Annotated in this window: 23 protein-coding genes; 10 read left to right on the top strand and 13 right to left on the bottom strand. The window is 63.1% G+C overall.

Features of this window, described 5'->3' with window-relative positions; all coding sequences use genetic code 11:
• Positions 1 to 10: 10 nt before the first annotated feature.
• A complete protein-coding gene (locus tag IB267_RS27950) occupies positions 11 to 1,870 on the bottom strand; it encodes a M3 family oligoendopeptidase (protein WP_192450731.1) in 1,860 nt (619 codons plus the stop codon).
• 188 nt (positions 1,871 to 2,058) lie between these two features.
• On the opposite strand from IB267_RS27950, the gene IB267_RS27945 reads away from it, so the two are divergent.
• Positions 2,059 to 3,603 carry a sigma-54 dependent transcriptional regulator gene (locus IB267_RS27945; protein ID WP_192450730.1) on the top strand — a complete coding sequence of 515 codons (1,545 nt, stop codon included), beginning with the start codon at positions 2,059 to 2,061 and terminating at the stop codon, positions 3,601 to 3,603.
• Between the two features lie 180 nt (positions 3,604 to 3,783).
• Positions 3,784 to 5,640: a DUF882 domain-containing protein gene (locus tag IB267_RS27940; RefSeq protein ID WP_192450729.1), complete on the top strand. Its 1,857-nt coding sequence runs from the start codon at positions 3,784 to 3,786 to the stop codon at positions 5,638 to 5,640.
• Positions 5,641 to 5,806: 166 nt separating this feature from the next.
• Here IB267_RS27940 and IB267_RS27935 read toward each other — a convergent pair whose 3' ends face one another.
• The 3 genes from IB267_RS27935 to IB267_RS27925 form a co-directional block, all read right to left on the bottom strand.
• Positions 5,807 to 6,070, bottom strand: a complete 264-nt coding sequence (locus IB267_RS27935; RefSeq protein WP_034806111.1) for a DUF2312 domain-containing protein — start codon at positions 6,068 to 6,070, stop codon at positions 5,807 to 5,809.
• Positions 6,071 to 6,302: 232 nt separating this feature from the next.
• A complete protein-coding gene (locus IB267_RS27930; RefSeq protein WP_112985614.1) occupies positions 6,303 to 6,611 on the bottom strand; it encodes a DUF1244 domain-containing protein in 309 nt (102 codons plus the stop codon).
• Positions 6,608 to 7,417 (bottom strand): N-formylglutamate amidohydrolase, encoded by an 810-nt coding sequence (locus IB267_RS27925; protein WP_192450728.1) that lies wholly within the window; start codon positions 7,415 to 7,417, stop codon positions 6,608 to 6,610. Before IB267_RS27925 ends, IB267_RS27930 begins: the two co-directional genes overlap by 4 nt.
• Positions 7,418 to 7,609: 192 nt before the next feature.
• Here IB267_RS27925 and IB267_RS27920 point away from each other — a divergent pair, with 192 nt between their 5' ends.
• The 3 genes from IB267_RS27920 (at position 7,610) to IB267_RS27910 (ending at position 9,923) form a co-directional block, all read left to right on the top strand.
• The gene (locus IB267_RS27920; protein ID WP_051659725.1) at positions 7,610 to 8,086 is read left to right on the top strand and encodes a DUF1036 domain-containing protein; all 477 of its coding nucleotides are present in this window, start codon (positions 7,610 to 7,612) and stop codon (positions 8,084 to 8,086) included.
• A complete protein-coding gene (gene pyk / locus IB267_RS27915; protein WP_192450727.1) occupies positions 8,086 to 9,525 on the top strand; it encodes a pyruvate kinase in 1,440 nt (479 codons plus the stop codon). The genes IB267_RS27920 and pyk overlap by 1 nt, the downstream gene beginning before the upstream one ends.
• A gap of 149 nt (positions 9,526 to 9,674) precedes the next feature.
• Positions 9,675 to 9,923 (top strand): hypothetical protein, encoded by a 249-nt coding sequence (locus IB267_RS27910; RefSeq protein WP_192450726.1) that lies wholly within the window; start codon positions 9,675 to 9,677, stop codon positions 9,921 to 9,923.
• A 123-nt stretch (positions 9,924 to 10,046) separates the two neighbouring features.
• On the opposite strand, the gene IB267_RS27905 is transcribed toward IB267_RS27910, so the two are convergent.
• From IB267_RS27905 to IB267_RS27875, 7 genes are all read right to left on the bottom strand, one after another.
• A complete protein-coding gene (locus tag IB267_RS27905) occupies positions 10,047 to 11,051 on the bottom strand; it encodes an alpha/beta fold hydrolase (RefSeq protein WP_192450725.1) in 1,005 nt (334 codons plus the stop codon).
• A gap of 30 nt (positions 11,052 to 11,081) precedes the next feature.
• Positions 11,082 to 11,417 (bottom strand): hypothetical protein, encoded by a 336-nt coding sequence (locus tag IB267_RS27900; protein WP_192450724.1) that lies wholly within the window; start codon positions 11,415 to 11,417, stop codon positions 11,082 to 11,084.
• Between the two features lie 199 nt (positions 11,418 to 11,616).
• Complete coding sequence (locus tag IB267_RS27895) at positions 11,617 to 12,231, bottom strand: hypothetical protein (protein WP_192450886.1); 615 nt, start codon at positions 12,229 to 12,231, stop codon at positions 11,617 to 11,619.
• A gap of 78 nt (positions 12,232 to 12,309) precedes the next feature.
• Positions 12,310 to 12,435 carry a type B 50S ribosomal protein L36 gene (ykgO, locus tag IB267_RS27890; RefSeq protein ID WP_034806120.1) on the bottom strand — a complete coding sequence of 42 codons (126 nt, stop codon included), beginning with the start codon at positions 12,433 to 12,435 and terminating at the stop codon, positions 12,310 to 12,312.
• Positions 12,436 to 12,606: 171 nt separating this feature from the next.
• Entirely contained in the window at positions 12,607 to 13,662 is a 1,056-nt protein-coding gene (locus IB267_RS27885) for a 5-(carboxyamino)imidazole ribonucleotide synthase (protein WP_192450723.1), read from the bottom strand.
• Positions 13,659 to 14,123 (bottom strand): 5-(carboxyamino)imidazole ribonucleotide mutase, encoded by a 465-nt coding sequence (gene purE / locus IB267_RS27880; protein WP_060518669.1) that lies wholly within the window; start codon positions 14,121 to 14,123, stop codon positions 13,659 to 13,661. Before purE ends, IB267_RS27885 begins: the two co-directional genes overlap by 4 nt.
• 54 nt (positions 14,124 to 14,177) lie before the next feature.
• Complete coding sequence (locus IB267_RS27875) at positions 14,178 to 14,381, bottom strand: YdcH family protein (RefSeq protein WP_057254651.1); 204 nt, start codon at positions 14,379 to 14,381, stop codon at positions 14,178 to 14,180.
• A gap of 213 nt (positions 14,382 to 14,594) precedes the next feature.
• Here IB267_RS27875 and IB267_RS27870 point away from each other — a divergent pair, with 213 nt between their 5' ends.
• A complete protein-coding gene (locus IB267_RS27870) occupies positions 14,595 to 14,768 on the top strand; it encodes a YdcH family protein (protein ID WP_192450885.1) in 174 nt (57 codons plus the stop codon).
• 172 nt (positions 14,769 to 14,940) lie between these two features.
• Here the strand turns inward: IB267_RS27870 and IB267_RS27865 are convergent, their stop codons facing one another.
• Both IB267_RS27865 and IB267_RS27860 read right to left on the bottom strand, forming a co-directional pair.
• The gene (locus tag IB267_RS27865; protein WP_034806124.1) at positions 14,941 to 15,201 is read right to left on the bottom strand and encodes a helix-turn-helix transcriptional regulator; all 261 of its coding nucleotides are present in this window, start codon (positions 15,199 to 15,201) and stop codon (positions 14,941 to 14,943) included.
• Between the two features lie 100 nt (positions 15,202 to 15,301).
• Complete coding sequence (locus tag IB267_RS27860) at positions 15,302 to 16,081, bottom strand: sulfite exporter TauE/SafE family protein (protein WP_192450722.1); 780 nt, start codon at positions 16,079 to 16,081, stop codon at positions 15,302 to 15,304.
• A 106-nt stretch (positions 16,082 to 16,187) separates the two neighbouring features.
• Between IB267_RS27860 and IB267_RS27855 the strand changes: the two genes are divergently transcribed.
• The 4 genes from IB267_RS27855 to IB267_RS27840 all read left to right on the top strand — a co-directional run bounded on the left by IB267_RS27855 (position 16,188) and on the right by IB267_RS27840 (position 20,405).
• A complete protein-coding gene (locus IB267_RS27855; protein WP_192450721.1) occupies positions 16,188 to 16,835 on the top strand; it encodes a thiamine phosphate synthase in 648 nt (215 codons plus the stop codon).
• 9 nt (positions 16,836 to 16,844) lie between these two features.
• Positions 16,845 to 17,984, top strand: a complete 1,140-nt coding sequence (locus IB267_RS27850; RefSeq protein ID WP_192450720.1) for a tetratricopeptide repeat protein — start codon at positions 16,845 to 16,847, stop codon at positions 17,982 to 17,984.
• 270 nt (positions 17,985 to 18,254) lie between these two features.
• On the top strand, positions 18,255 to 19,055 hold the full coding sequence (locus IB267_RS27845; protein WP_034806132.1) for an inositol monophosphatase family protein: 801 nt from the start codon (positions 18,255 to 18,257) through the stop codon (positions 19,053 to 19,055).
• A 252-nt stretch (positions 19,056 to 19,307) separates the two neighbouring features.
• Positions 19,308 to 20,405 carry a MotA/TolQ/ExbB proton channel family protein gene (locus IB267_RS27840; protein WP_192450719.1) on the top strand — a complete coding sequence of 366 codons (1,098 nt, stop codon included), beginning with the start codon at positions 19,308 to 19,310 and terminating at the stop codon, positions 20,403 to 20,405.
• The last annotated feature ends 2 nt before the right edge of the window (positions 20,406 to 20,407 follow it).

Raw genomic sequence — 20,407 nt, 5'->3', positions numbered from 1 at the left:
TTTGTCCGGATCAGGCCTTATCAAGCGCTTCGAGTTCGTCGATGAGCCCTTCGATCATCGACAGTCCCTGTGCCCAGAACGACGGATCGGTGGCATCGAGGCCGAAGGGGGCGAGCAGTTCGGAATGGTGCTTGGTGCCGCCGGCCTTCAGAAGCTCGAAGTACTTGTCCTGGAAGCCCTGTTCGGCGTTCTGGTAGACGGCGTAGAGCGAGTTCACCAGGCAGTCGCCGAAGGCATAGGCATAGACGTAGAAGGGCGAATGGATGAAGTGCGGGATATAGGCCCAGTAGGTCTCGTAGCCTTCGGAAATCCGGATGGCCGGGCCAAGGCTCTCGTTCTGCACCGACAGCCACAGCTTACCGATATCGTCGGCCGTCAGCTCGCCTTCCTTCCGCGCGGTGTGCACCTTGCGCTCGAACTCGTAGAAGGCGATCTGGCGCACGACCGTGTTGATCATGTCCTCGACCTTCTGGGAGAGCATGGCCTTGCGCTCGCGCTTGTCCTTCGTCTGGTCGAGCAGCGCACGGAAAGTCAGCATCTCGCCGAAGACGGACGCCGTTTCGGCGAGCGTCAGCGGGGTCGAGGCCATCAGCGCGCCCTGACCGCCGGCGAGCACCTGATGCACGCCATGGCCGAGCTCGTGGGCGAGCGTCATCACGTCGCGCGGCTTGCCCATATAATTGACGAGCACATAGGGGTGGGCCGACGGCACCGTCGGGTGGGCAAAGGCGCCCGGCGCCTTGCCGGGGCGCACCGGCGCGTCGATCCAGCGCTCGTCGAAGAAGCGGCGGGCGATATCGGCCATTTCCGGAGCGAAGGCATTGTAGGCGGAGAGCACCGTGTCCTTGGCTTCGTCCCAGGAGATCAGCGCATTCGGCGTTTCCGGCAACGGCGCGTTGCGGTCCCAGAAATCCATCTGTTCCATGCCGAGCCACTTGGCCTTCAGCGAATAGTAGCGGTGCGACAGGCGCGGATAGGCGGATTTGACCGCTTCGGCGAGCGCGTCCACGACCTCGCGCTCGACGCGGTTGGCCAGATGCCGGCTGTCGGCGATATCCTTGAAGCCGCGCCAGCGGTCGGAGATTTCCTTGTCCTTGGCGAGCGTATTGGTGATCAGCGTGAAGGTGCGGATGTTGGCCTTGAAGGTTTCCGCCAGCGCCATCGCCGCCTTCTTGCGAACATCGCTCGACGGGTCCTGAAGCAGGTTCAGGGTGACCTCGAGCGGCAACGTTTCACCGTCGACCGTGAAGGTGAGGCTTGCCATCGTCTCGTCGAACAGCCGGTTGAAGGCGGCTGCGCCCGTCATCGATTTCTCCAGGAAAAGCTGCTCCAGCTTGTCGTCGAGCTGATAGGGCTTGTCCTTGCGCAGGTCTGTCAGCCAGGGCTTGTAATGGGCGGCGAGCGCATCTGTTTCGAGCGCCTTGTCGAGGATCGCGTCGTCGATCCGGTTCAGCTCCAAGGAGAAGAACAAGAGATGCGCCGACATGTCGGTGAGCTTCGACTGCACGTCGCCATAGAGCTTGCCGTTTTCGGGCTTCGACGTGTCGGAGAAATAGGTGAGACCGGCAAAGGAGGCGATGCGCCCCATGATGTCTTCGAGCGCCTCGAATTCCCGCACGGCAGCGCCGATGCCGGTGTCACCGCTCTTCGTCGCCGCTTCGGCCAGCTTGCCCTTCCACTTGGCCTCGAAGGCGATTGCGTCGGCATCGGCCTTCTTCATGTCGTTGCGAAACGCATCCGAGGACGCGGAGGGATAAAGGTCCTCCAGCCGCCAGGAGGGTAGGTCACCGAGGTCGGCGACCGCGCCATGGCTCTGGCCGGCGGCGGCGCGGACAACAAATTGCTCGGGGGCGAAGGGGCGGAAGGTCATCGTCGGATTTCTCTCGTTCGTGACAGGAAGAGGCAAGCGATATGGGCCCCATTGCTATCGCCGGCAATGGATAAAATGCAAGCATTTCTCAAAACATGATGTTCAGCCCTTTATGGCACAGATGCCTGACGTGATTTGGCACATGAGGTTGGCCAAAGAGTACCGCGTGTCCAGAGCAGGAGGCTTCCGTGACATCACACATTCTGGTCATTGATGACGATCCGGTGCAGCGCCGGTTGCTGACGAACATGATCGAGCGTCTCGGTCATGTGGCGCATCTCGCCGATAACGGCCGCAGCGGTCTGGAGCTGCTGGAGCGCAAGGGCGGCATGATCAATGTCATCCTGCTCGATCTCCTGATGCCCGAAATGAACGGCCATGGCTTTCTCGAAGCGCTGGCCGAGCGCGGCGTCGACACGCCCGTCATCGTCCAGACCGGACAGGGTGGCATCGAGACCGTGGTGCACGCGATGCAGGCCGGAGCCTTCGACTTCCTGGTCAAGCCGGTCTCTCCGGAGCGGCTGTCGGTGGCGATCGGTAACGCGCTAAAGATGGCGAGCCGTGACGGCAAGGTCAAAACCTCGCGCCGTCCGCGCGGCGGCGCCGTCGGCTTCGACGACATCGTCTCTGCAAGCCCGGCGATGATCCGGGTGATCGACCTTGCGCGCCGCGCCGCGCAGTCGAACATTCCGGTCGTGCTCGAAGGCGAGAGCGGCGTCGGCAAGGAAATGGTGGCGCGCGCCATCCAGTCGGCAAGCGACCGGGTGGGCAAGCCCTTCATCACCGTCAACTGTGGCGCCATCCCGCACAATCTGGTCGAGAGCATTCTCTTCGGCCACGAGAAGGGCGCCTTTACCGGCGCGACCGAAAAGCATACGGGCAAGTTCGTCGATGCCGACGGGGGGACCCTGTTCCTCGACGAGATCGGCGACCTGCCGCTGGAAGTCCAGGTGAAGCTTCTGCGCGCGGTTCAGCAGGGCGAGGTCGAGACGATCGGTGCGCGCCATCCGCAGAAGGTCAATGTCCGGCTGATCTCGGCCACCAACAAGGACCTGATCAACGAAGTGCGCGAAGGGCGGTTCCGCGAGGATCTCTACTATCGTCTCAACGTCTTCCCGATCACCATCCCCGCGCTCCGCCGGCGCAAGGAAGATATCCCGGTGCTGGTGCGCTCCTTCGTCGAGCGCTTTGCCGCCGAGCAGCGGCTAAACCAGCCGCTGACGGTATCGAGCGGCGCGCTGGCGCTTCTGACGGCCTATGACTGGCCGGGCAATATCCGCCAGCTCGAAAACGCGATCTTCCGCGCTGTCGTGCTTGCCGAGGGCAACGAGCTGACGGTGAAGGATTTCCCGCAGATCGCCACTCAGATCCCCGGCTATGTGGTTTCCGACCGCGCCGGTTTCTCCTGGGGCGAGGCTGGTCCGGAGCGGGCGGCGGCTGGCGGCGAGACCGTGTCGAGCGTCTATCCGGACTTTGCGAGTGCGGCGAAATCCATGGAGGCAGAGGCCTCCGGCGACGCACGCATGGAGAACGCGATCGCCAGCGTCGACGAGGGCGGAGACGTGCGCAAGCTTGCGGAAGTCGAGGAGGAACTGATTCGTTTTGCGCTGAAATTCTACCGCGGCCAGATGAGCCAGGTGGCCCGCAAGCTCGGTATCGGCCGGTCTACCCTCTACCGCAAGCTGAAGGATTATGGCATCGATCCCGATAACCCTTTGAGAGAGGCGGCATAAAATCGACGCATTCACGATTCATTAGCCGTGCTATTCAGTCACCGCCGTTTAGACCTTGTTAGTGAAGTGTTCACTATATTATAAGGGGCGGTGACGACTGTGGCAAATTTGCCATGCTGTCACCTTATTTGACAGTCATCTGAGACAGCGAAGCACGGTTGTCCGTCGGACGGGGATTGAATGCCAAATTTGTTCGGTTTTAAGAAGCCGCTCGGCTCCTTAGCTAGAGTCTGCGCGGCGGTCACCCGCCGGGTGCCGCAGGTTCTGACATCCGTTGCTCTTGCGGCTGCCCTCGTGACGCCTGGTTTTGCTCCTCCCGTGGAGGCCGCAGGCCAGACCCGGACACTGAAGCTCTATTTCATCCATACCCAGGAAAAGGCGCAGATCACCTTCAAGCGCAATGGCCGCTATGACGCCAAGGGCCTGCAGGAAATCAACCGCTTCCTGCGCGATTGGCGCCGTAACGAGCCGACGAAGATGGATCCGCGCCTGCTCGATCTCGTCTGGGAAGTCTACCAGAAGAGCGGCTCGCGCGATTACATCCACGTCGTCTCGGCCTATCGTTCGCCGGCGACCAACGGCATGCTGCGTTCGCGCTCGAAGGGTGTCGCCAAGAAGAGCCAGCACATGCTCGGCAAGGCGATGGACTTCTATCTGCCTGATGTGAAGCTGAAGACGCTGCGTGAAATCGGCGTGAAATTCCAGGTGGGCGGCGTCGGCTATTACCCGACATCCGGCTCGCCTTTCGTTCACATGGACGTCGGTGGCGTTCGCGCCTGGCCGCGCATGAGCCGTGCCGAACTGGCACGCCTCTTCCCCGACGGAAAGACCATGCATTTGCCGTCCGATGGTAAGCCGCTTCCCGGTTATGACCAGGCGGTTGCCGACTACAAGCGTCGCGTCGGTGCCTCGGCGATCCAGGTCGCTGGCGGTGGCGATACCGGTCCGGGCGATACGGCTAGCGGCAAGCGTCGCGGCAACCTGTTTGCCATGCTGTTTGGCGGCGGCGGTGACGAGGATGAAGAACCCTCGGCAATCGCAGCCGGCCCCGGTACCGATGACGAAGGTGGTGCTGCGCCTGCTGCCAAGGTGCAGACGGCTGCTGCGCCCGCCGCTCAGGAAGCGTTGCCCGGCGTCGCCGGTTCTGTCGCCGCCGAGCCGACGGTTGCTGCCGAACAGAACATCAATGCGCCGGTTCCGGCCGTGCGGCCCGCCTTCAAGCAGGCGCCTGCCGATGCTGGCGTAGCCGTGGCTCTCGTCGCGCCGGAGAAGAACCCGGCCCAGGAAGCGCTTGCCGCAGCCCTGCCGCCAACCTCGGAAATGCCGAGCGAATTTGCCGACCTCGGTTCGATGAAGGTTCCGGTCCCGCAAATGCTTGACCGCCGCGACATGAACACGCTCGTCGCATCCGCCGATGCTGAGCCGGACATGCAGGCGCTCGGTTTCGTGCCGGTTCCGGCCATGCGGCCCGCGGGTGACGCGGCGCTCGCCGCCGTTGCCGATGCACAGGTCGTGATCCCCTCCTTCGCGGAGCGCCCGGTCGTGGCGTCCGCAGAACCCCCGCGCGATGTGGCGGCCGAAGCCAAGACCCGTGTGGCGCTTGCCCAGCCGACCCCGGCTGAGCGCCAGCCTGTTGCCCAGCCACAGCCGATCGAGATGGCAGCCTACGCGCCGCAGTCGGGCAATAATGCACGTGCCGCGATCTTCGACAGCGCGTTTGACACGCAGGCGGAAGCGCCGGCCAAGGGCGGCCGACCGAAGAAGAACGACGCCGATGCCGCGACCCGCTCGTCGGTGCGCGCCGAACCGAAGCTGACCCAGAAGATCATCTCCGAATGGGCGCTTTCGACTGGCCGCGTCGCAACGCTTTCCAAGCCGGTGAAGGCGCCGCGCTTCGTCAGCAAGTCCCTGCGGACTGCCCCGACGACGGTCTATGCGGCCGGCTTCTCCAGCAGCGCCGGACCAAACGTCGACACGGCCCGTTTCAGCGGCAATGCCGTCAACTTCATGGAAGTGAAGAAGTTCAGCACGAACTGACCTTCCACCAAGCACAGACACGAAAAAGCCCGCCGACCTGGCGGGCTTTTTCGTGTCTGTCGTCTACCTTCGCCTTACGCCGGCTCCGGCTGCACGGGCGTCTCTACTGCGGCGTTCACGTGCGGCAGGCGAAGGCCGCCTGCCGGCGGCCTCGAAAAGGTCTTGCTTATTCCTCGTCGGCCGCCGGCACCATGCCGAGCGCCTGGAGGTAGGTGTCGAGGATCGCTTCCTGTTCCATGCGCTCGTCGTGATCCTGCTTGCGGATCGAAATGACCTTGCGCAGGATCTTGGCGTCGAAGCCGGTGGACTTGGCTTCGCCGTAGACGTCCTTGATGTCGTCGGCGATGGTCTTCTTTTCTTCTTCCAGGCGTTCGATCCGTTCGATGAAAGCACGAAGCTGATCGCGTGCGACGCCGTGAGCATCCGACATGGTCTTCTCCTTGATAGGGGGAATGGAATTTCTTGGGTGCCGTGACGTGCCGCGAACGGCCGCCAAGGTCAAGGGTGATTGCGCAACAACGCGGTCATTTCCGTGGCAGAGGCGGCCGAAAAGACCCTAATCCCTTGATCACGACGGTTTGTGTCGGTGCGATCCGGCTATCATTTTCAAGCGGCTCAGGCGTTCGAGCGAAGTGCGGGCGGAAGCCCGCATACACCTTTGGTCATTCCGCCTTGGGCCGGTTGAGCTCGAACGCCGCCTTTTGTTCGGCCGATGCTTCCCTCTGGTTGCGCTCGCGCCATTCCTCATAGGGCATGCCGTAGATGATCTCGCGCGATTCCTCCTTGGCAAGCGGAACGCCCGCCTGTTCGGCGGCGTCGCGATACCAGTTGGACAGACAGTTGCGGCAGAAGCCGGCGAGGTTCATCAGGTCGATGTTCTGGACATCGCTGCGTTCGCGCAGGTGGTTGACCAGCCGGCGAAAGGCGGCGGCCTCGAAGGCGATCTGTTGCTCCGGGGTCAGTTCGGTCATGGTCGCTCGTCCTCTTCATCATAGGCGCCGGTGCGAGAGATGTGCCGCTCGTAGCGATGCAGCTCGGGCATGGCGTTCAGGCTTGCCAGGATCGGCGCCAGCCGCTCGGCCCAGGCGGCAACGCCTTCAGCGTCGGCGATCAGGTCCTGCCGCACCTCGATGAGGGCATGCGCAATGCCCGGCACCATGCAATGCCTGAACATCGTATCGCCGCGCAGCGCCCCGTCATAGGGCTCATTGTTGCCGACGACGATATCGCCCGGCGCCTCGAGCCTGTCGATCAGCGGCAGCACGGCGCGGCCGTCGCTGTCCCAGAGGACGGCGGCGTGCCAGGGACGGGCGACGCCCTTCCAGGCTGGCGTGTAGGAATGGATTGAGATGACCAGCGGTGCTGCGCCATGCGCCTCGGCGCTTCGGCCGATGGTCTCGGAGACGGCGCGGTGATAGGGGCGATGGAACCGGTTCAGCCGGTTTTCCCACTCCTTCTCGGTGATGGGGTGGTTTCCCGGAATGATCGCTCCGTCGGAAATCCGCATGATCAATGTCGGGTCGTCCTCACCGCGATTGGGATCGATCAGCAGGCGCGAGAAGCAGCCGAGAACGGCTGGCGCATCGAGCATCCTCGACAGGCGCCGCACGAGCGCTTCGACACCGATATCGTAGGCGATGTGCCGCTCGAAGGCCGCGGCGGGAAGGCCGAGACTGCCATATTCGGCAGGCAGCCGGTTCATCGCGTGATCGGCAAGGAGCACGAGCCCGGTTGTGGGCTTGGCTTCGATAATCTCATAGGGAGAATAGTGTTGCATGCCCTTCCAGTCCGTTTCAGCGCCCCGTCTCGCTGATCGCACGCGTGGGCGTCAATCGCAAGAAAAACGCAACTGTTTAACGAAATCCGAAAGCAATTTACCGATTGTAATCGATTAGAGTTGCGTTGACTTTCGGGGCTGCCCGTCGCAAGAAAGTGCCACGCAAATCAAAACGGAGTTCCATCGGAAACCGTGTCCAGATATCCTTTTTCCAAAGCGAAGCCGGGGCTGACGACACTGGGAGGCATCCTCCTGTTTCTCCTGGCAACATCAAGCTCATTTCTTTTCGCCAGCGATGCACGCGCCGACTTTCGCGTATGCAACGGCACCCAGACACTGGTCGGCGTAGCCATCGGCTACCGGGCCAAGGATGGCTGGATGACGGAAGGCTGGTGGCAGGTGCCTGCCAACACCTGCGCGACCCTGATCGAGGGCGAGCTTCAGTCACGTTATTATTATCTTTACGCGGAAGATGCGGCCCGTGGCGGTCGCTGGACCGGTGACGTCAACATGTGCGTCGCCGAGAACGAATTCAAAATCACGGGCGTGCAGGACTGCTTCGCCCGCGGCTTCCAGCGCATGGGATTCAAAGAGTACGACACGGGGCGGCAGGGAAGCTGGATGGTTCAGCTTTCGGATCCGTCCGGCACGCAGGAAAGCCAGAATTGATGAAGCGGAACAGAAAAGTCAAAATCCTCGCAACGCTCGGACCGGCGTCTTCGGACGAGCAGATGATCCAGAAGCTGCACGAGGCCGGGGCCGATCTGTTCCGCATCAACATGAGCCATGCGAGCCACGACGTGATGCGCACGCTGGTGCAGCGCATCCGCGCAGTCGAGGCGCGCTGCGGCCGGCCGATCGGCATTCTCGGCGACCTGCAGGGACCGAAGCTGCGCGTCGGCAAGTTCGCCGAAGGCAAGGTCGATCTCAAGGTCGGCCAGACCTTCACGCTCGACAACAAGGACGAGCCTGGCGACAACACCCGCGTCTATCTGCCCCATCCGGAGATCCTCGAAGCGGTCAAGCCCGGGCATCGCCTGCTGATCGACGACGGCAAGCTGCACCTGAAGGCCGAGAAGGCCGACGGCAAGAGCATCGTCACGACCGTTGTCGCCGGCACCAGGATTTCCGACCGCAAGGGCGTCAGCCTGCCTGATACGCTGCTCGCCGTCGGCGTGCTGACCGACAAGGACCGTGCCGACCTCGACGCGGTTCTGGCGACCGGTGAATTCGACTGGGTGGCGCTCTCCTTCGTGCAGCGTCCGGAAGACCTGGCCGAAGTTCGCAAGATCGCCCGCGGCCGCGTTGGCCTGATGTCGAAGATCGAAAAGCCGCAGGCGCTCGACCGCATCGACGAGATCATCGAGCTATCGGACGCGCTGATGGTCGCCCGCGGCGACCTCGGCGTCGAGATGCCGCTGGAATCGGTGCCCGGCCTGCAGAAGCAGCTGACGCGCGCTTGTCGCCGCGCCGGCAAGCCGGTGGTGGTCGCCACCCAGATGCTGGAATCGATGATCTCGGCTCCGGTCCCGACCCGCGCCGAAGTCTCCGACGTCGCGACGGCCGTGTTCGAAGGTGCTGATGCTGTCATGCTTTCGGCAGAATCGGCCTCGGGCGAATATCCGGTAGAAGCCGTTTCGACCATGGCGTCGATCGCCAGCAACGTCGAGCGCGACCCGCATTATTCCAGCATCATCTACGCGCAGCGCACGCCGCCGGAAGCCACCGGTGCCGACGCGATTTCGCTCGCTGCCCACCAGATCGCCGAGACGCTGCGGCTCTCTGCCATCGTCTGCTACACCTCGTCAGGCACGACGGGTCTGCGCGCCGCCCGCGAGCGGCCGCAGGTGCCGATCATCGCTCTGTCGCCGATCGTGCAGACGGCGCGCCGCCTCTCGGTCGTCTGGGGCCTGCACTGCGTGGTCACCGAGGATGCGACCGACCTCGACGACATGGTCAACCGCGCCTGCCGCATCGTAGCCTCGGAAGGCTTCGGCAAGCCGGGCGAACGCATAATCATCTCGGCCGGCGTGCCGCTCGGCACCCCCGGCGCGACCAACATGCTGCGCATCGCCTATATCGGCTCGGACGGCATGAGCGGCGTCTGACGCCGTCATCTTTTTCGAACAGCAACGAGACCCCAGGCGCGATGATCCGCTCCTGGGGTTTCTGCCTTATTGGGCAAGACCGATCTGTTTCATGAAGCCCTGGTTGTCCCAGAAGAGGTATCTTCGTCCACGACGCCCTCCTTGGTCCAATGACCGAGCGTCGCCATCTGGATCTTGAAGGCTTTGCCAACCCCGACGGTCACACGTCCAAGGGCATCGAAGCGCACATCGAAGAGCTGAAGCCGATGTTCGTTTTTGCCAGTTCTTCCCTCAGGGCCGGCATCGCCTTGTCGGCACCGGCTTCCTCAGGGAATGCGGGGCCTGCGCCGCCGCTGATCATCATTGCCGTCAAGGTCGCGGCTGAAAGCACTCTTTTCATGTCCGATCCCTCCCGTTAGCAGAGCCGAATGCTCCCTCACACGGTGACACGATCCCGGCATTACCGGCTATGGATATGAGACTTTGCGTGACGGCGCGGGGCGGAACGGGCTGCTCAGACGGCAGGGGCGTCGGGTCCGCGATCAAGGCGTCTTGGCGGCGGCGAGCCTTTCTTCGGCGCGTTTGACTGCCGCTTCGAGATCGCCAGGCTTGCCGGCCAGTTTCTCGACCGCGGCAACGACCACGTCGGTGACCACATAGTCGGGTTTGTGGCCGAGATTGCCGATCCAGTGCAGTTCGGCGCCGGGAATATCGCGCGCCAGCCCGCGCGAGTGGATATCGGCCAGAACGATCCCGTCGCTGTCGCCGGTGATGATCACGGTCGGTGCGGCGATGTGTCGGTAGCGGGGCGCGGTAGCAGTCAGATAGCCGTGCAGATTGGCGATGTCGCGGGCGTTGCTGAGGAAGGTCGAAGGACGCAGCACCAGATGCGGGCCGGTCTTGTCGATGTAGTCGGCCGGCCGCGGGTTGGGCGAAAAGATCGAGTGCGTACCGCCCTCGATGCGTCGCTGTCCCAGTGGCGTTACCAGCGTATGGGCAAAGAGCCAGCCGACGAAGGGCAGTGCCGTCAGGCGGTAGTACCAGTCGATGCCGCCGGGCCAGGGGTGGGTGGCCGGCGCCAGCAGGAGGAGGCCGGCGGTCTTGTCCGGATGATTGAGCGCGAAGCTCGCCGCAATCGCGCCGCCGACGGAGTGGCCGACGATCACCGCGCGACCGACGCCGCGCTTGTCCATCAGCCTTGCGATCGCATCCGCCTGGCCACCCGGCAGGTCGTTTTCCGGCCCGCCGCGCTCGGAATAGCCATGGCCCGGCCGATCGACGAACAGCATCTCGGCGCGACCATCAAGCGCGGTTGCGAAAGCATGCAGCTGGTCGAGCAGGTTGCCGCTTGCGCCATGAATGAAGACGACGGGCAGGAGGTCGGCCTGCCCGCCGGCCGGCAGGTGCACGCTGTTCATGCGGTAGCCGCCGATATCGATCAGTTCGCCGACATTGGGAAAGCGCCGAACGAAGCCACGCGCGTGCCAGAGGCTGTAGGCGATGCCGGCGAGTATCAGTGCAAGGAACAGGAGCGTGACTGGGAACATCGTTTCTATTTGTCTTCCGGCGCCCGTCTTTCAAGGCGTGCCTGAACCCTTGGGGCCGCCGAGGTTTATCCTTTGCCATCGCGGCCAGATGTCGTCCGCAGCACGCTTGCGGGCCAGCACAAACTCTGGCAGCGCCGCATCCCGGTTGTCTTTGTTGTAGCGGTTGTCCATGCGGTCGGCAACGAGCACCGGAGGCGCGCCGAATTGATCGGCTGTGATGTCGACGATGAAATTCCCGCATTCGACCCAGGCATGGCTTTGCCAGGTCTTCCCCCAGCGGAAGCCGAACGGTCCGTTTTCAGGCCCCAACGGCCCGCTGCGCGGCGTTCCGCAGACCCATTCGGCGCCGAAGCCTTGAGTGTTCAAGACGCGCTGCAGGAAGAGGCTCGTTCGACCGCAGGTGCCTTGCGCGGCGATCGCTGGGCGGTCGGCTCCGGCATGGCGATGCCATTCCTCCCAGATAGGCTCGACGAAACAGCGCGCCGCTGCCGCGATCTTCAGAAGCGACGTTCTGTCGGAGGGGAGGGGCGTTGACGGGCTAGACAACCGACCGGATCGCGCGTTGTCAGGTCTTGCTGCCGGCGAGTTTTTCGGCAAGTTCGCCCAGTTGTTCCTGCGCCTTGCGATCGGCGGGATAAATGTCCAGGAACTGTTCCCAGGCACGCATGGCAAGCTCATCCTTGCCGGAGGCGCCGAGGATTGCCGCCATGCCGGCAAGCGCGCCGAAGTGGCGGGGCTCGATCGACAGCACGCGGTTGATGTCGGCCATCGATTTCCGGTAGTTGCCCATCGTATAGTGTAAGGTCGCGCGGCGGTTCCAGCCTTCGACATAGTTGGGCGCAAGGGCGATAACCTGGTCGAGGATGTCGAGAGCGGCCGGCTGCTTGTTATCGGCGATCGCTTTGTCGGCCCATTGCATCAGCAGGTTGACCGTGGCGCTGCCGGAATCCTGCCACTCCATGCGGATCTGGTTGGAAAGCTCGCGTGCCTTGTCAGGGTCGCGTTCCTTTTTCAGGTCGGCGAACAGGGCGTCGAGCCGTTGCTTCGGGGTGGTGAGGCTGGTTGCTTCCGTTTGCGCCGAGGCTTCCGCCGCGAAGGAGAGGTTGCCAGCTCCCGTGGAGATGGCGAGCAAGGCGGAACACGCCAGAATCAAGGGTCTAAAAACTCGCATGGCGAGCATGTTAGCTCGCCACGGAATAACTTCAAAATCAATTCTGGGACATCGCCTGAGCGCTGTTCCCAAGTCCCCAGACGGGTCTCAGCCCTGACGAGCCTTGAAGCGCGGGTTGGACTTGTTGATGATGTAGATGCGGCCCTTGCGACGAACCAGACGGTTTTCGCGGTGGCGGGTCTTGAGCGACTTGAGCGAATTCTTGATCTTCATTTTCCTGATCCGCAGGTTTCGGGGAATGAAAATTCGCCCGGTATCTCTAACAATCAAAAGCGCGCCCGTGAGCGCGCTCCTTTAAGGTGGGATGGCAAATACCGTGTCACCCCTGGTGTGTCAACCACAAGACGCCCCATTTTGGCGTCTTGCCCCGCATTTCTATGGCTCTCAGCCGCGGACGAGCCGCGTGACGTGGCCCATCTTGCGCCCAGTGCGGGCCTCGGTCTTGCCGTAGAGGTGCACCAGCACGTCATTCTCGGCAAGCCATGCGGGGACGGCGTCGAGGTCGTCGCCGATCAGGTTTTGCATGACGCAGTCCGAATGGCGACGCGGATTGCCGAGCGGCAGTCCGGCGACGGCACGGATATGCTGCTCGAACTGCGAGACGACGCAGGCGGCTTCCGTCCAGTGGCCGGAATTGTGCACGCGTGGCGCCATCTCGTTGACGATCAGGCTGCCGTCGGCGAGCACGAAGAACTCGACACCGATGACGCCGACATAGCCGAGCGCATCGAGGATCGCCTTGGCGGCAACCCGTGCCGCTTCGCCCGTCGCAGTGCCGATCTCCGCCGGGACCGTCGAGGTATGGAGGATGCCGTTGCGGTGCACGTTTTCCGCCGGATCGAAACAGGCAACGGCGCCGTTGGACGCGCGGGCGGCGATGATCGAGATTTCACGCTCGAAGGGCACGAAGCTTTCGAGGATCAGCGGCACGCCGCCGAGTGCCGCAAAAGCGCCGGCCGGGCTGTCTGCCGTCGAGCGGAAGACGCGCTGTCCCTTGCCGTCATAGCCGAGGCGACGGGTTTTCAGGACGCCGGTTCCGCCGAAATCGGCAAGCGCCGCTTCGAGGTCGGCCTGGCTGTCGACGGCATGGAAGCGTGCCGTGGCAATGCCACAGCCGTTGATGAACTGCTTTTCGGTGAGGCGGTCCTGGGCGACTTCCAGCGCCTTCGGCGGCGGGAAGACGGGACGTTTCGCGGCAAGCCGCTCGGCGGCCCCGACCGGCACGTTCTCGAATTCGTAGGTGATGATGTCGCTGACGGCGGCAAGCTCGCCGAGCGCGGCTTCGTCGTCATAGGCCGCGACGATCTGATCGTTTGCGACTTGGGCCGCCGGACAGTCGACCTGCGGCTCGAGGATGACGGTGCGGAAGTTCAGTCGGGCGGCTGCCATCGCCAGCATGCGGCCAAGCTGGCCGCCGCCGATAATGCCGATGGTGGTCATGCCTCGTCCACCGGATACTCGGCAACGGCAATGGTCTGCTGTTCACGCCAGTCGTCGAGCCGGTCTGCGAGGTCCTCGTCGCCAAGCGCAAGGACGGCTGCGGCAAGGAGTGCTGCGTTTACGGCGCCGGCACGGCCGATCGCGAGCGTGCCGACCGGGATGCCGGCCGGCATCTGGACGATCGACAGCAGGCTGTCCTGGCCGGACAGCGCCTTCGACTGGACGGGGACGCCAAAGACCGGCAGCGGCGTCATCGAGGCGCACATGCCGGGCAGGTGCGCTGCACCTCCGGCGCCGGCGATGATCACCTTGAAGCCCTCGTCGCGGGCGCCTTTGGCGAAGTTGACCAGCCGATCGGGCGTGCGATGGGCCGAAACGATGCGCGCCTCATAGGGGATGTCGAGCGCGTCGAGCGTATCGGCGGCGTTCTTCATCGTCTCCCAGTCCGACTGGCTTCCCATGATGATGGCGACGGGTGGGGTCGTGGTGTCGATCACGTCTGTCCTGTTCCGCGTTCAGGCAATGATATCGGGAATGATCTGGTCTTCGATCTTGCTGATCTTGTCCTTGATCGCCAGCTTCTTCTTCTTCATGCGCTGGATCCGCAGCGCGTCGCAGCCGGTCTCGATCATGGCGTTGATGGCAGCGTCGTAGTCTTCATGTTCCTGCCTCAGCCGCGCGGCGGTCAATCTGAGTTCGGCCTGGTCCTGGTCCGGCATGCAAAGCGATCCCCATCAGCCCGGTCGCGAAGTCCTCCTCGAACCGGAATTTCATGCGCCGCTCTATCACATCTTGGGCGGTAACGGGAAGTTATCCGTCGTCATCATTTCGCCTTCGACAAATGAAAAATGGCATGGCACAGTAGTAAGGTTACAACCATGGAACATCCGGCATTTGCGTGCCGGATGCAAGCAAAAGGAAGGGACTGCCAAATGACTGTTGAGGCTCATCTTGCAACGCTTGAGAAAAAACATGGCGCCCTGGAACAGGAGCTTCATACGGCACTGAATCAGCCATCTGTGGAAGACGAGCTGATCACTGACATCAAGCGGAGGAAGCTGCGCATCAAGGACGAAATCGAAAGGCTTCGCTCCTCGACTCACTGATTATCAACGGTATTTCCCAGGACTATCGGGAAGCGCCATCTCCCCTCTGAGTAGGCGCAACAAGGTTTAGAACCAATCCCCACGATGGAAGATACGAAATGCTGGACCGGGCTTGACGCCCGGTCTGTTTCTTTTCAGGGCGTGCCGCTTGCGCTGCCGGCGCCCGCCGCGCTCAGGACCAGAACTGGTCGAGCCAGAGATTGAGACGGTCGAAACCCGGCCGGTTGATCGCATAGATCCGCCGGGTGCCGCTCGCCGATACCGAGACCAGATTGCAGTCCAGCAAGGCCTTCAGGTGTTGCGATACGGCCGGGCGGCTGATCGGCAAGCCTTCTGCCAGTTCGTTCACGGTTTTCGGCGCGCGCCGCAACTCCTCCAGCAGGTGGCGCCGGTTCGGGTCCGCAATGGCATCGAAAGGGTCCGCGATCGTCATGGGCGGACGTTAGGCGAATTTTTGCAAAGCAGCAAGAATTTTGTGCGGCGCGAAATGGTAATTTTGCTTTGCAATATTTCCGTAATACTTGGGTGGCGGCTCAGCCGGCCGCGGCGAGGCCGACGATACCGTCCCAGAGCAGCTTCGAGCCCGCGATGAAGGCCATGCTATACATGAAGGGATAGAAGATCTGCGGCTTCATGCGGCGAACGATAAAGGCGCCGCACACGGTCGCGACGATCGCCAGCGGAAAGAGCGTCGCCGAGATTTTCAGGTTGCTGAGATCCAGTTGCCCGAGCGCGAAATAGGGAATGAGCTTCACTGCGTTGAGGATCGCGAAGAAGCGCACGATCGTGCCGGTATATTCGCGCGGATCGAGTTGCAGCGGCAGCGCATAGATCTGGAAGGGCGGGCCGCCGGCATGCGCAACAAAGCTGCCATAGCCGGCGAACGAGCCCCAAAGCGCTGCCGGCCCGGCCCGCTGCGTCTTCGGCTCGATGGTGATGCCGAGGCGCATGCGCCAGATGTTGTAGACGTAGCGAAGCACGAAGAGCACGGTGATCAGGCCGATGATCAGGCGGAGCAGGTCACGCGAGACATAGGCGGAGGTCGCCCAGCCGATGAGGATGCCGGCAATGGCGCCGGGTAAAAGCATGAAAAGCGTCTTGCGGTCGCCATGCTTGCGCCACATCCAGAGCGATACAAGGTCCATCGCGATCAGGATCGGCAGGAGCAGGGCCGCGGCCTGGACGGGCGACACCGCCATCGACAGGATCGGCACGCCCATGAGCGAAAGCGCTTCTCCCATGCCGCCTTTGCTGAGGCCGACAAGCAGAACGGCCGGGATGGCGATAAGGTAGAAGTCGAGATCCGGAAGCATGGGGGGCTGTTGATCCTTTTGCAGTCTCCGTCTATCGGTTTTCGGAAATGAAATCGAGCGCTGGTTTCGCGGCTTACGCGGCACAGCCGGAAATGGATATCTGAGCATGACAACAGAACGCTGCCGCCTGGTGCTGATCGCGCCCGACATGCCCGATGCGGTGGAACGTGCCAAGGTGCTCGCCGACGCGCTCAAGGGTGGCGACGTCGCCTCGGTGATCGTGCCGCAATACGGGCTCGACGATGCCGAGTTCCAGAAGCATGCCGAGCGCCTGGTGCCGGTCATCCAGGAGGCGGGCGCCGCAGCGCTGATCGCGGGCGACTCGCGCGTTGCCGGTCGCGCCAAGGCGGATGGCCTGCATGTCGCCGGCAATGCCGAGGTGCTCGGCGAGGCGGTTGAGAAGCATACGCCGAAGCTGATCGTCGGCGGCGGCAACGCGGCCGACCGCCACCATGCGCTGGAGATCGGCGAAGTGCGCCCGGATTACGTGTTCTTCGGCAAGACCGATGGCGACATCAAGCCGGAGGCGCATTCTAAGAACCTGGCGCTTGCCGAATGGTGGGCGTCGATGATCGAGATCCCCTGCATCGTCATGGGCGGCACCGATCCGCAATCGGCGCTTGCTGTGGCGGAGACCGGCGCCGAGTTCGTGGCGCTTCGTCTGGCCGTCTTCGGTGAGCCGGGACAGGCGCCTTCCGTCGTTGCCGCGGTCAACGCGTTGCTTGACGAAAAAGCGCCACGGTTTGAAGATTAAGACGTTTCGATGTTGAACCGTCCGTCTTCCAGATTGAGTAGGGGTTTTTCCCTTGTCGCCCTGGCCGTTGCGCTGGCGCTGCCGGCACATGCGCAGGAGCAGCCGAGTGACGGCGGTGATGCCGGCGTCGAAAAACGCGGCCGCATCACACCCTTCAACGGCGCGGCGATGCCCGAAGGGGCAGAGACCGGCGACAAGTCGAACGCGGCCCCGGGAAAGAAGCCGGGAGACGGCACGGCGCCGTCTGGAGGCGTGGGGGTTTTCGATCGCATGGGTGCGGAATTGCCGGCGCTCCCGGCCGAAAAACCCTTCGTCGGCAAGGTCGACGAGGCCTATGGCGCGTTCCAGCGCGGCTACTACCTGACCGCGATGGATCTGGCGCTGCCGCGGGCGCAGCTCGGCGATCCGGCGGCACAGACGCTGATCGCCGAAATCCTGCAGCAGGGGCTGGGCGTCGTGCGCAACCCGCAGCAGGCTGCCTTCTGGTATGGCCAGGCGGCGGAAAAAGGCGATCCGGCGGCGATGTTCAAATATGCCCTGATCCTGATGGAGGGGCGCTACGCCAAGCGTGACCGGAAGAAGTCCGAAGAGCTGATGAAGAAGGCGGCCGATCTCGGCAACGGCTCGGCGCAGTTCAACTATGGGCAAACGCTCGTTGCCGACAATCCCGGACCGAAGGGATTGAAGCTGGCTATGCCCTATTACGAGAAGTCGGCCGAGCAGGGCATTGCGGACGCGCAATATGCGTTGTCGCAGATCCTGGTCAATGTCGACGGCATCGAGGAAAGCAAGCGGGCGCGTGCTCGCGAATGGCTGATCCGTGCGGCGCGGGCGGGCTTCGACACAGCCCAGCTGGACATCGCCATCTGGATGATCGAAGGCATTGCCGGTGATCGGAACCTGGAGGACGGCTTCGGCTGGATGCGCCGGGCGGCCGAGGGCGGCAACGTGGTGGCGCAGAACCGGCTCTCGCATCTCTATGTCAATGCCATCGGCACAAGGCCCAACCCGGTCGAGGCGGCCAAATGGTATGTGCTGTCGCGCCGCGCCGGCCTCAAGGACGATGCGCTCGAGGACTTCTACCTCGGCCTGAACGAAGAGCAGCAGAAGCAGGCGCTGAGTGCAGCCAACAAGTATCGCCGGAGCTGAGCGCGGCGGAATCCCGTCGCCGCCGGCCGGCAAACATGCTATTTCGCTTGAACTCGCGGGGCTTTTGTGGTTCTGAAGCCGCGGTTTTGCTCGTGGCGCCACGACAGTGGCAGCAATGCGCGAGCGGAGTGAGACTTCACTCGGTTTTTTGACGACGGAACACGGTTTGCAGCTTGCCCTTGGGGCCGGCAATGCGCCTATGTTTCGTCAAGCAGGTTCAACGTCCGATCGAACGCGTTCGATCGGCCTTCGTTTTCAAGGGATCGCCAGATGGCCCGTTCAGCACTTCTCAATGTCATGGTTCAGGCCGCCTTCAAGGCGGGCAAGTCGTTGTCCCGCGATTTCGGCGAAGTCCAGAACCTGCAGGTCTCGCTCAAGGGACCCGGCGACTATGTTTCGCAGGCCGACCGCAAGGCCGAAAAGCTCATCCGCGAAGAACTCCTGAAGGCTCGTCCGACCTATGGCTTCCTCGGCGAGGAAGGCGAGGAGATCATCGGCACCGACGGCGCCCATCGCTGGATCGTCGATCCGCTCGACGGCACCACCAACTTCCTGCACGGCATCCCGCATTTCGCCGTTTCGATCGCACTGGAGCGTCAGGGCGAAATCGTCGGCGCCGTCGTCTTCAACCCGGCGACCGATGAACTCTACACGGCCGAGCGCGGCGGTGGCGCCTTCCTCAATGACCGCCGTCTGCGCGTCGCTGCACGCAAGCATCTTTCCGATGCCGTGATCGCCACCGGCACGCCGCATCTTGGCCGTGGCAACCACGGCAAGTACCTGATCGAGCTGCGCCACGTGATGGGCGAAGTCGCCGGCATCCGCCGCATGGGCTCGGCTGCACTCGATCTTGCCTATGTCGCTGCCGGCCGTTTCGACGGCTACTGGGAGCGTGACCTTGCCGCCTGGGACATCGCCGCTGGCGTGCTTCTCATTCGCGAAGCCGGTGGGTGGACGCACGATATCAACGGCGGCGCCCGCCCGGTCGATGACGGCTCGGTCATCTGCGGTAACGAATACATCGTCAAGGCGCTGACGGAAGTCGTTCACCGCCCGGTGCCGACGAAGTAAGTCGCCATCCCTTTCGTTTCAAAGCCTCCGACGCGCAGCCCGCATCGGGGGCTTTGTTTTTGGTGCGAAGCTCGGCGGAGCAACACGACACCGCCACAGGCCCGTGCCTAACTGGCGACCTGCAGGCCGCGACGTGATCGCGGCTGCATGCACAAATTGGCCCTTGAATCGATTTCGGTTTCAGGAATTATGCGATAGGCTCCGGGCCGGCGCGGCGCCGTTCCGTCAAGTGAAGCGGAGATACTCATACCCATGACGAAACTGCATCTGTCCGGATGGAACGGTCGGGAAGGCATGGAACACGGCTACAACCCGCACAAGCTCTCGAGCCCCATGCACTATTTCTGGACGATGGTGGTCTTTCTGATCATCGTCGGCTTCGTGGGTGCGATCCTCTTCCGCCAGGCGCAGAATGCCTTTCTCGCCAATCCGGGCCTCAACGGCCTGATCCTCGGCGTCCTGCTGATCGGCATCCTGCTCGTCTTCAACCACGTGCTGGGCTTGCGTCCCGAAGTGCGCTGGTTCAATTCGTTTCGTGCCGCCGGCAGCGCCGACAAGGTCGGGCGCGATCCTGTGCTGCTCGCGCCGATGCGGGCCCTGATCGGCGGTCGCCAGACGGCAATCTCGACCACGGCGCTGCGGTCGATCCTCGATTCCATCGCCACCCGCCTCGACGAATCGCGCGACATTTCGCGTTACCTGACCGGGCTGCTCGTGTTTCTCGGCCTGCTCGGCACCTTCTGGGGTCTGCTTGGAACGATCGGCTCGATCAATACGGTCATCCAGTCCCTGGACGCCGGATCGGGCACGACGGAAGACATTCTCTCAGCGCTGAAGACTGGCTTGTCGGCACCGCTGACCGGCATGGGTACGGCGTTTTCGACGTCGCTTTTCGGCCTTTCCGGTTCGCTGATCCTCGGCTTTCTCGATCTGCAGGCCGGGCGGGCCCAGAACCGTTTCTACACCGAGCTTGAAAACTGGCTCTCCTCCGTGACCGATGTTGGCTCGGAGCTTTCGCCGGCGCTCGACCTGCCCGCCGGCGCGCCGGTCGAGGAGCTGAAGAGGCTCACCGACCAGCTCGTCCGCCTCAACCATGAGGGCGGCGCGAACCAGCGCACGACCGCCGCCATGGCAAGCCTCGCAGAAGGCATTCAGGGGCTGGTCAAGAACATGCGCGGCGAGCAGCAGATGCTGCGGGACTGGATCGAAGCCCAACAGGACGAAGCCAAGGCGATGCGCAAGACGCTCGACAAGCTGGCTTCGCGCGTCGGCATCTCCGACCGCTCGTCAGCACATGACAAGCCGGCCGTGCCGGCCAAGGCGCGCGTGGAAGAGACCGGAGGGGAATGATC

It is taken from the genome of Ensifer sp. ENS09, from assembly GCF_014852425.1.
GTDB lineage: Bacteria > Pseudomonadota > Alphaproteobacteria > Rhizobiales > Rhizobiaceae > Ensifer.
The sequence above is the reverse complement of the archived record's forward strand: the minus strand, read 5'-3'. Positions and strand labels throughout refer to the sequence as shown.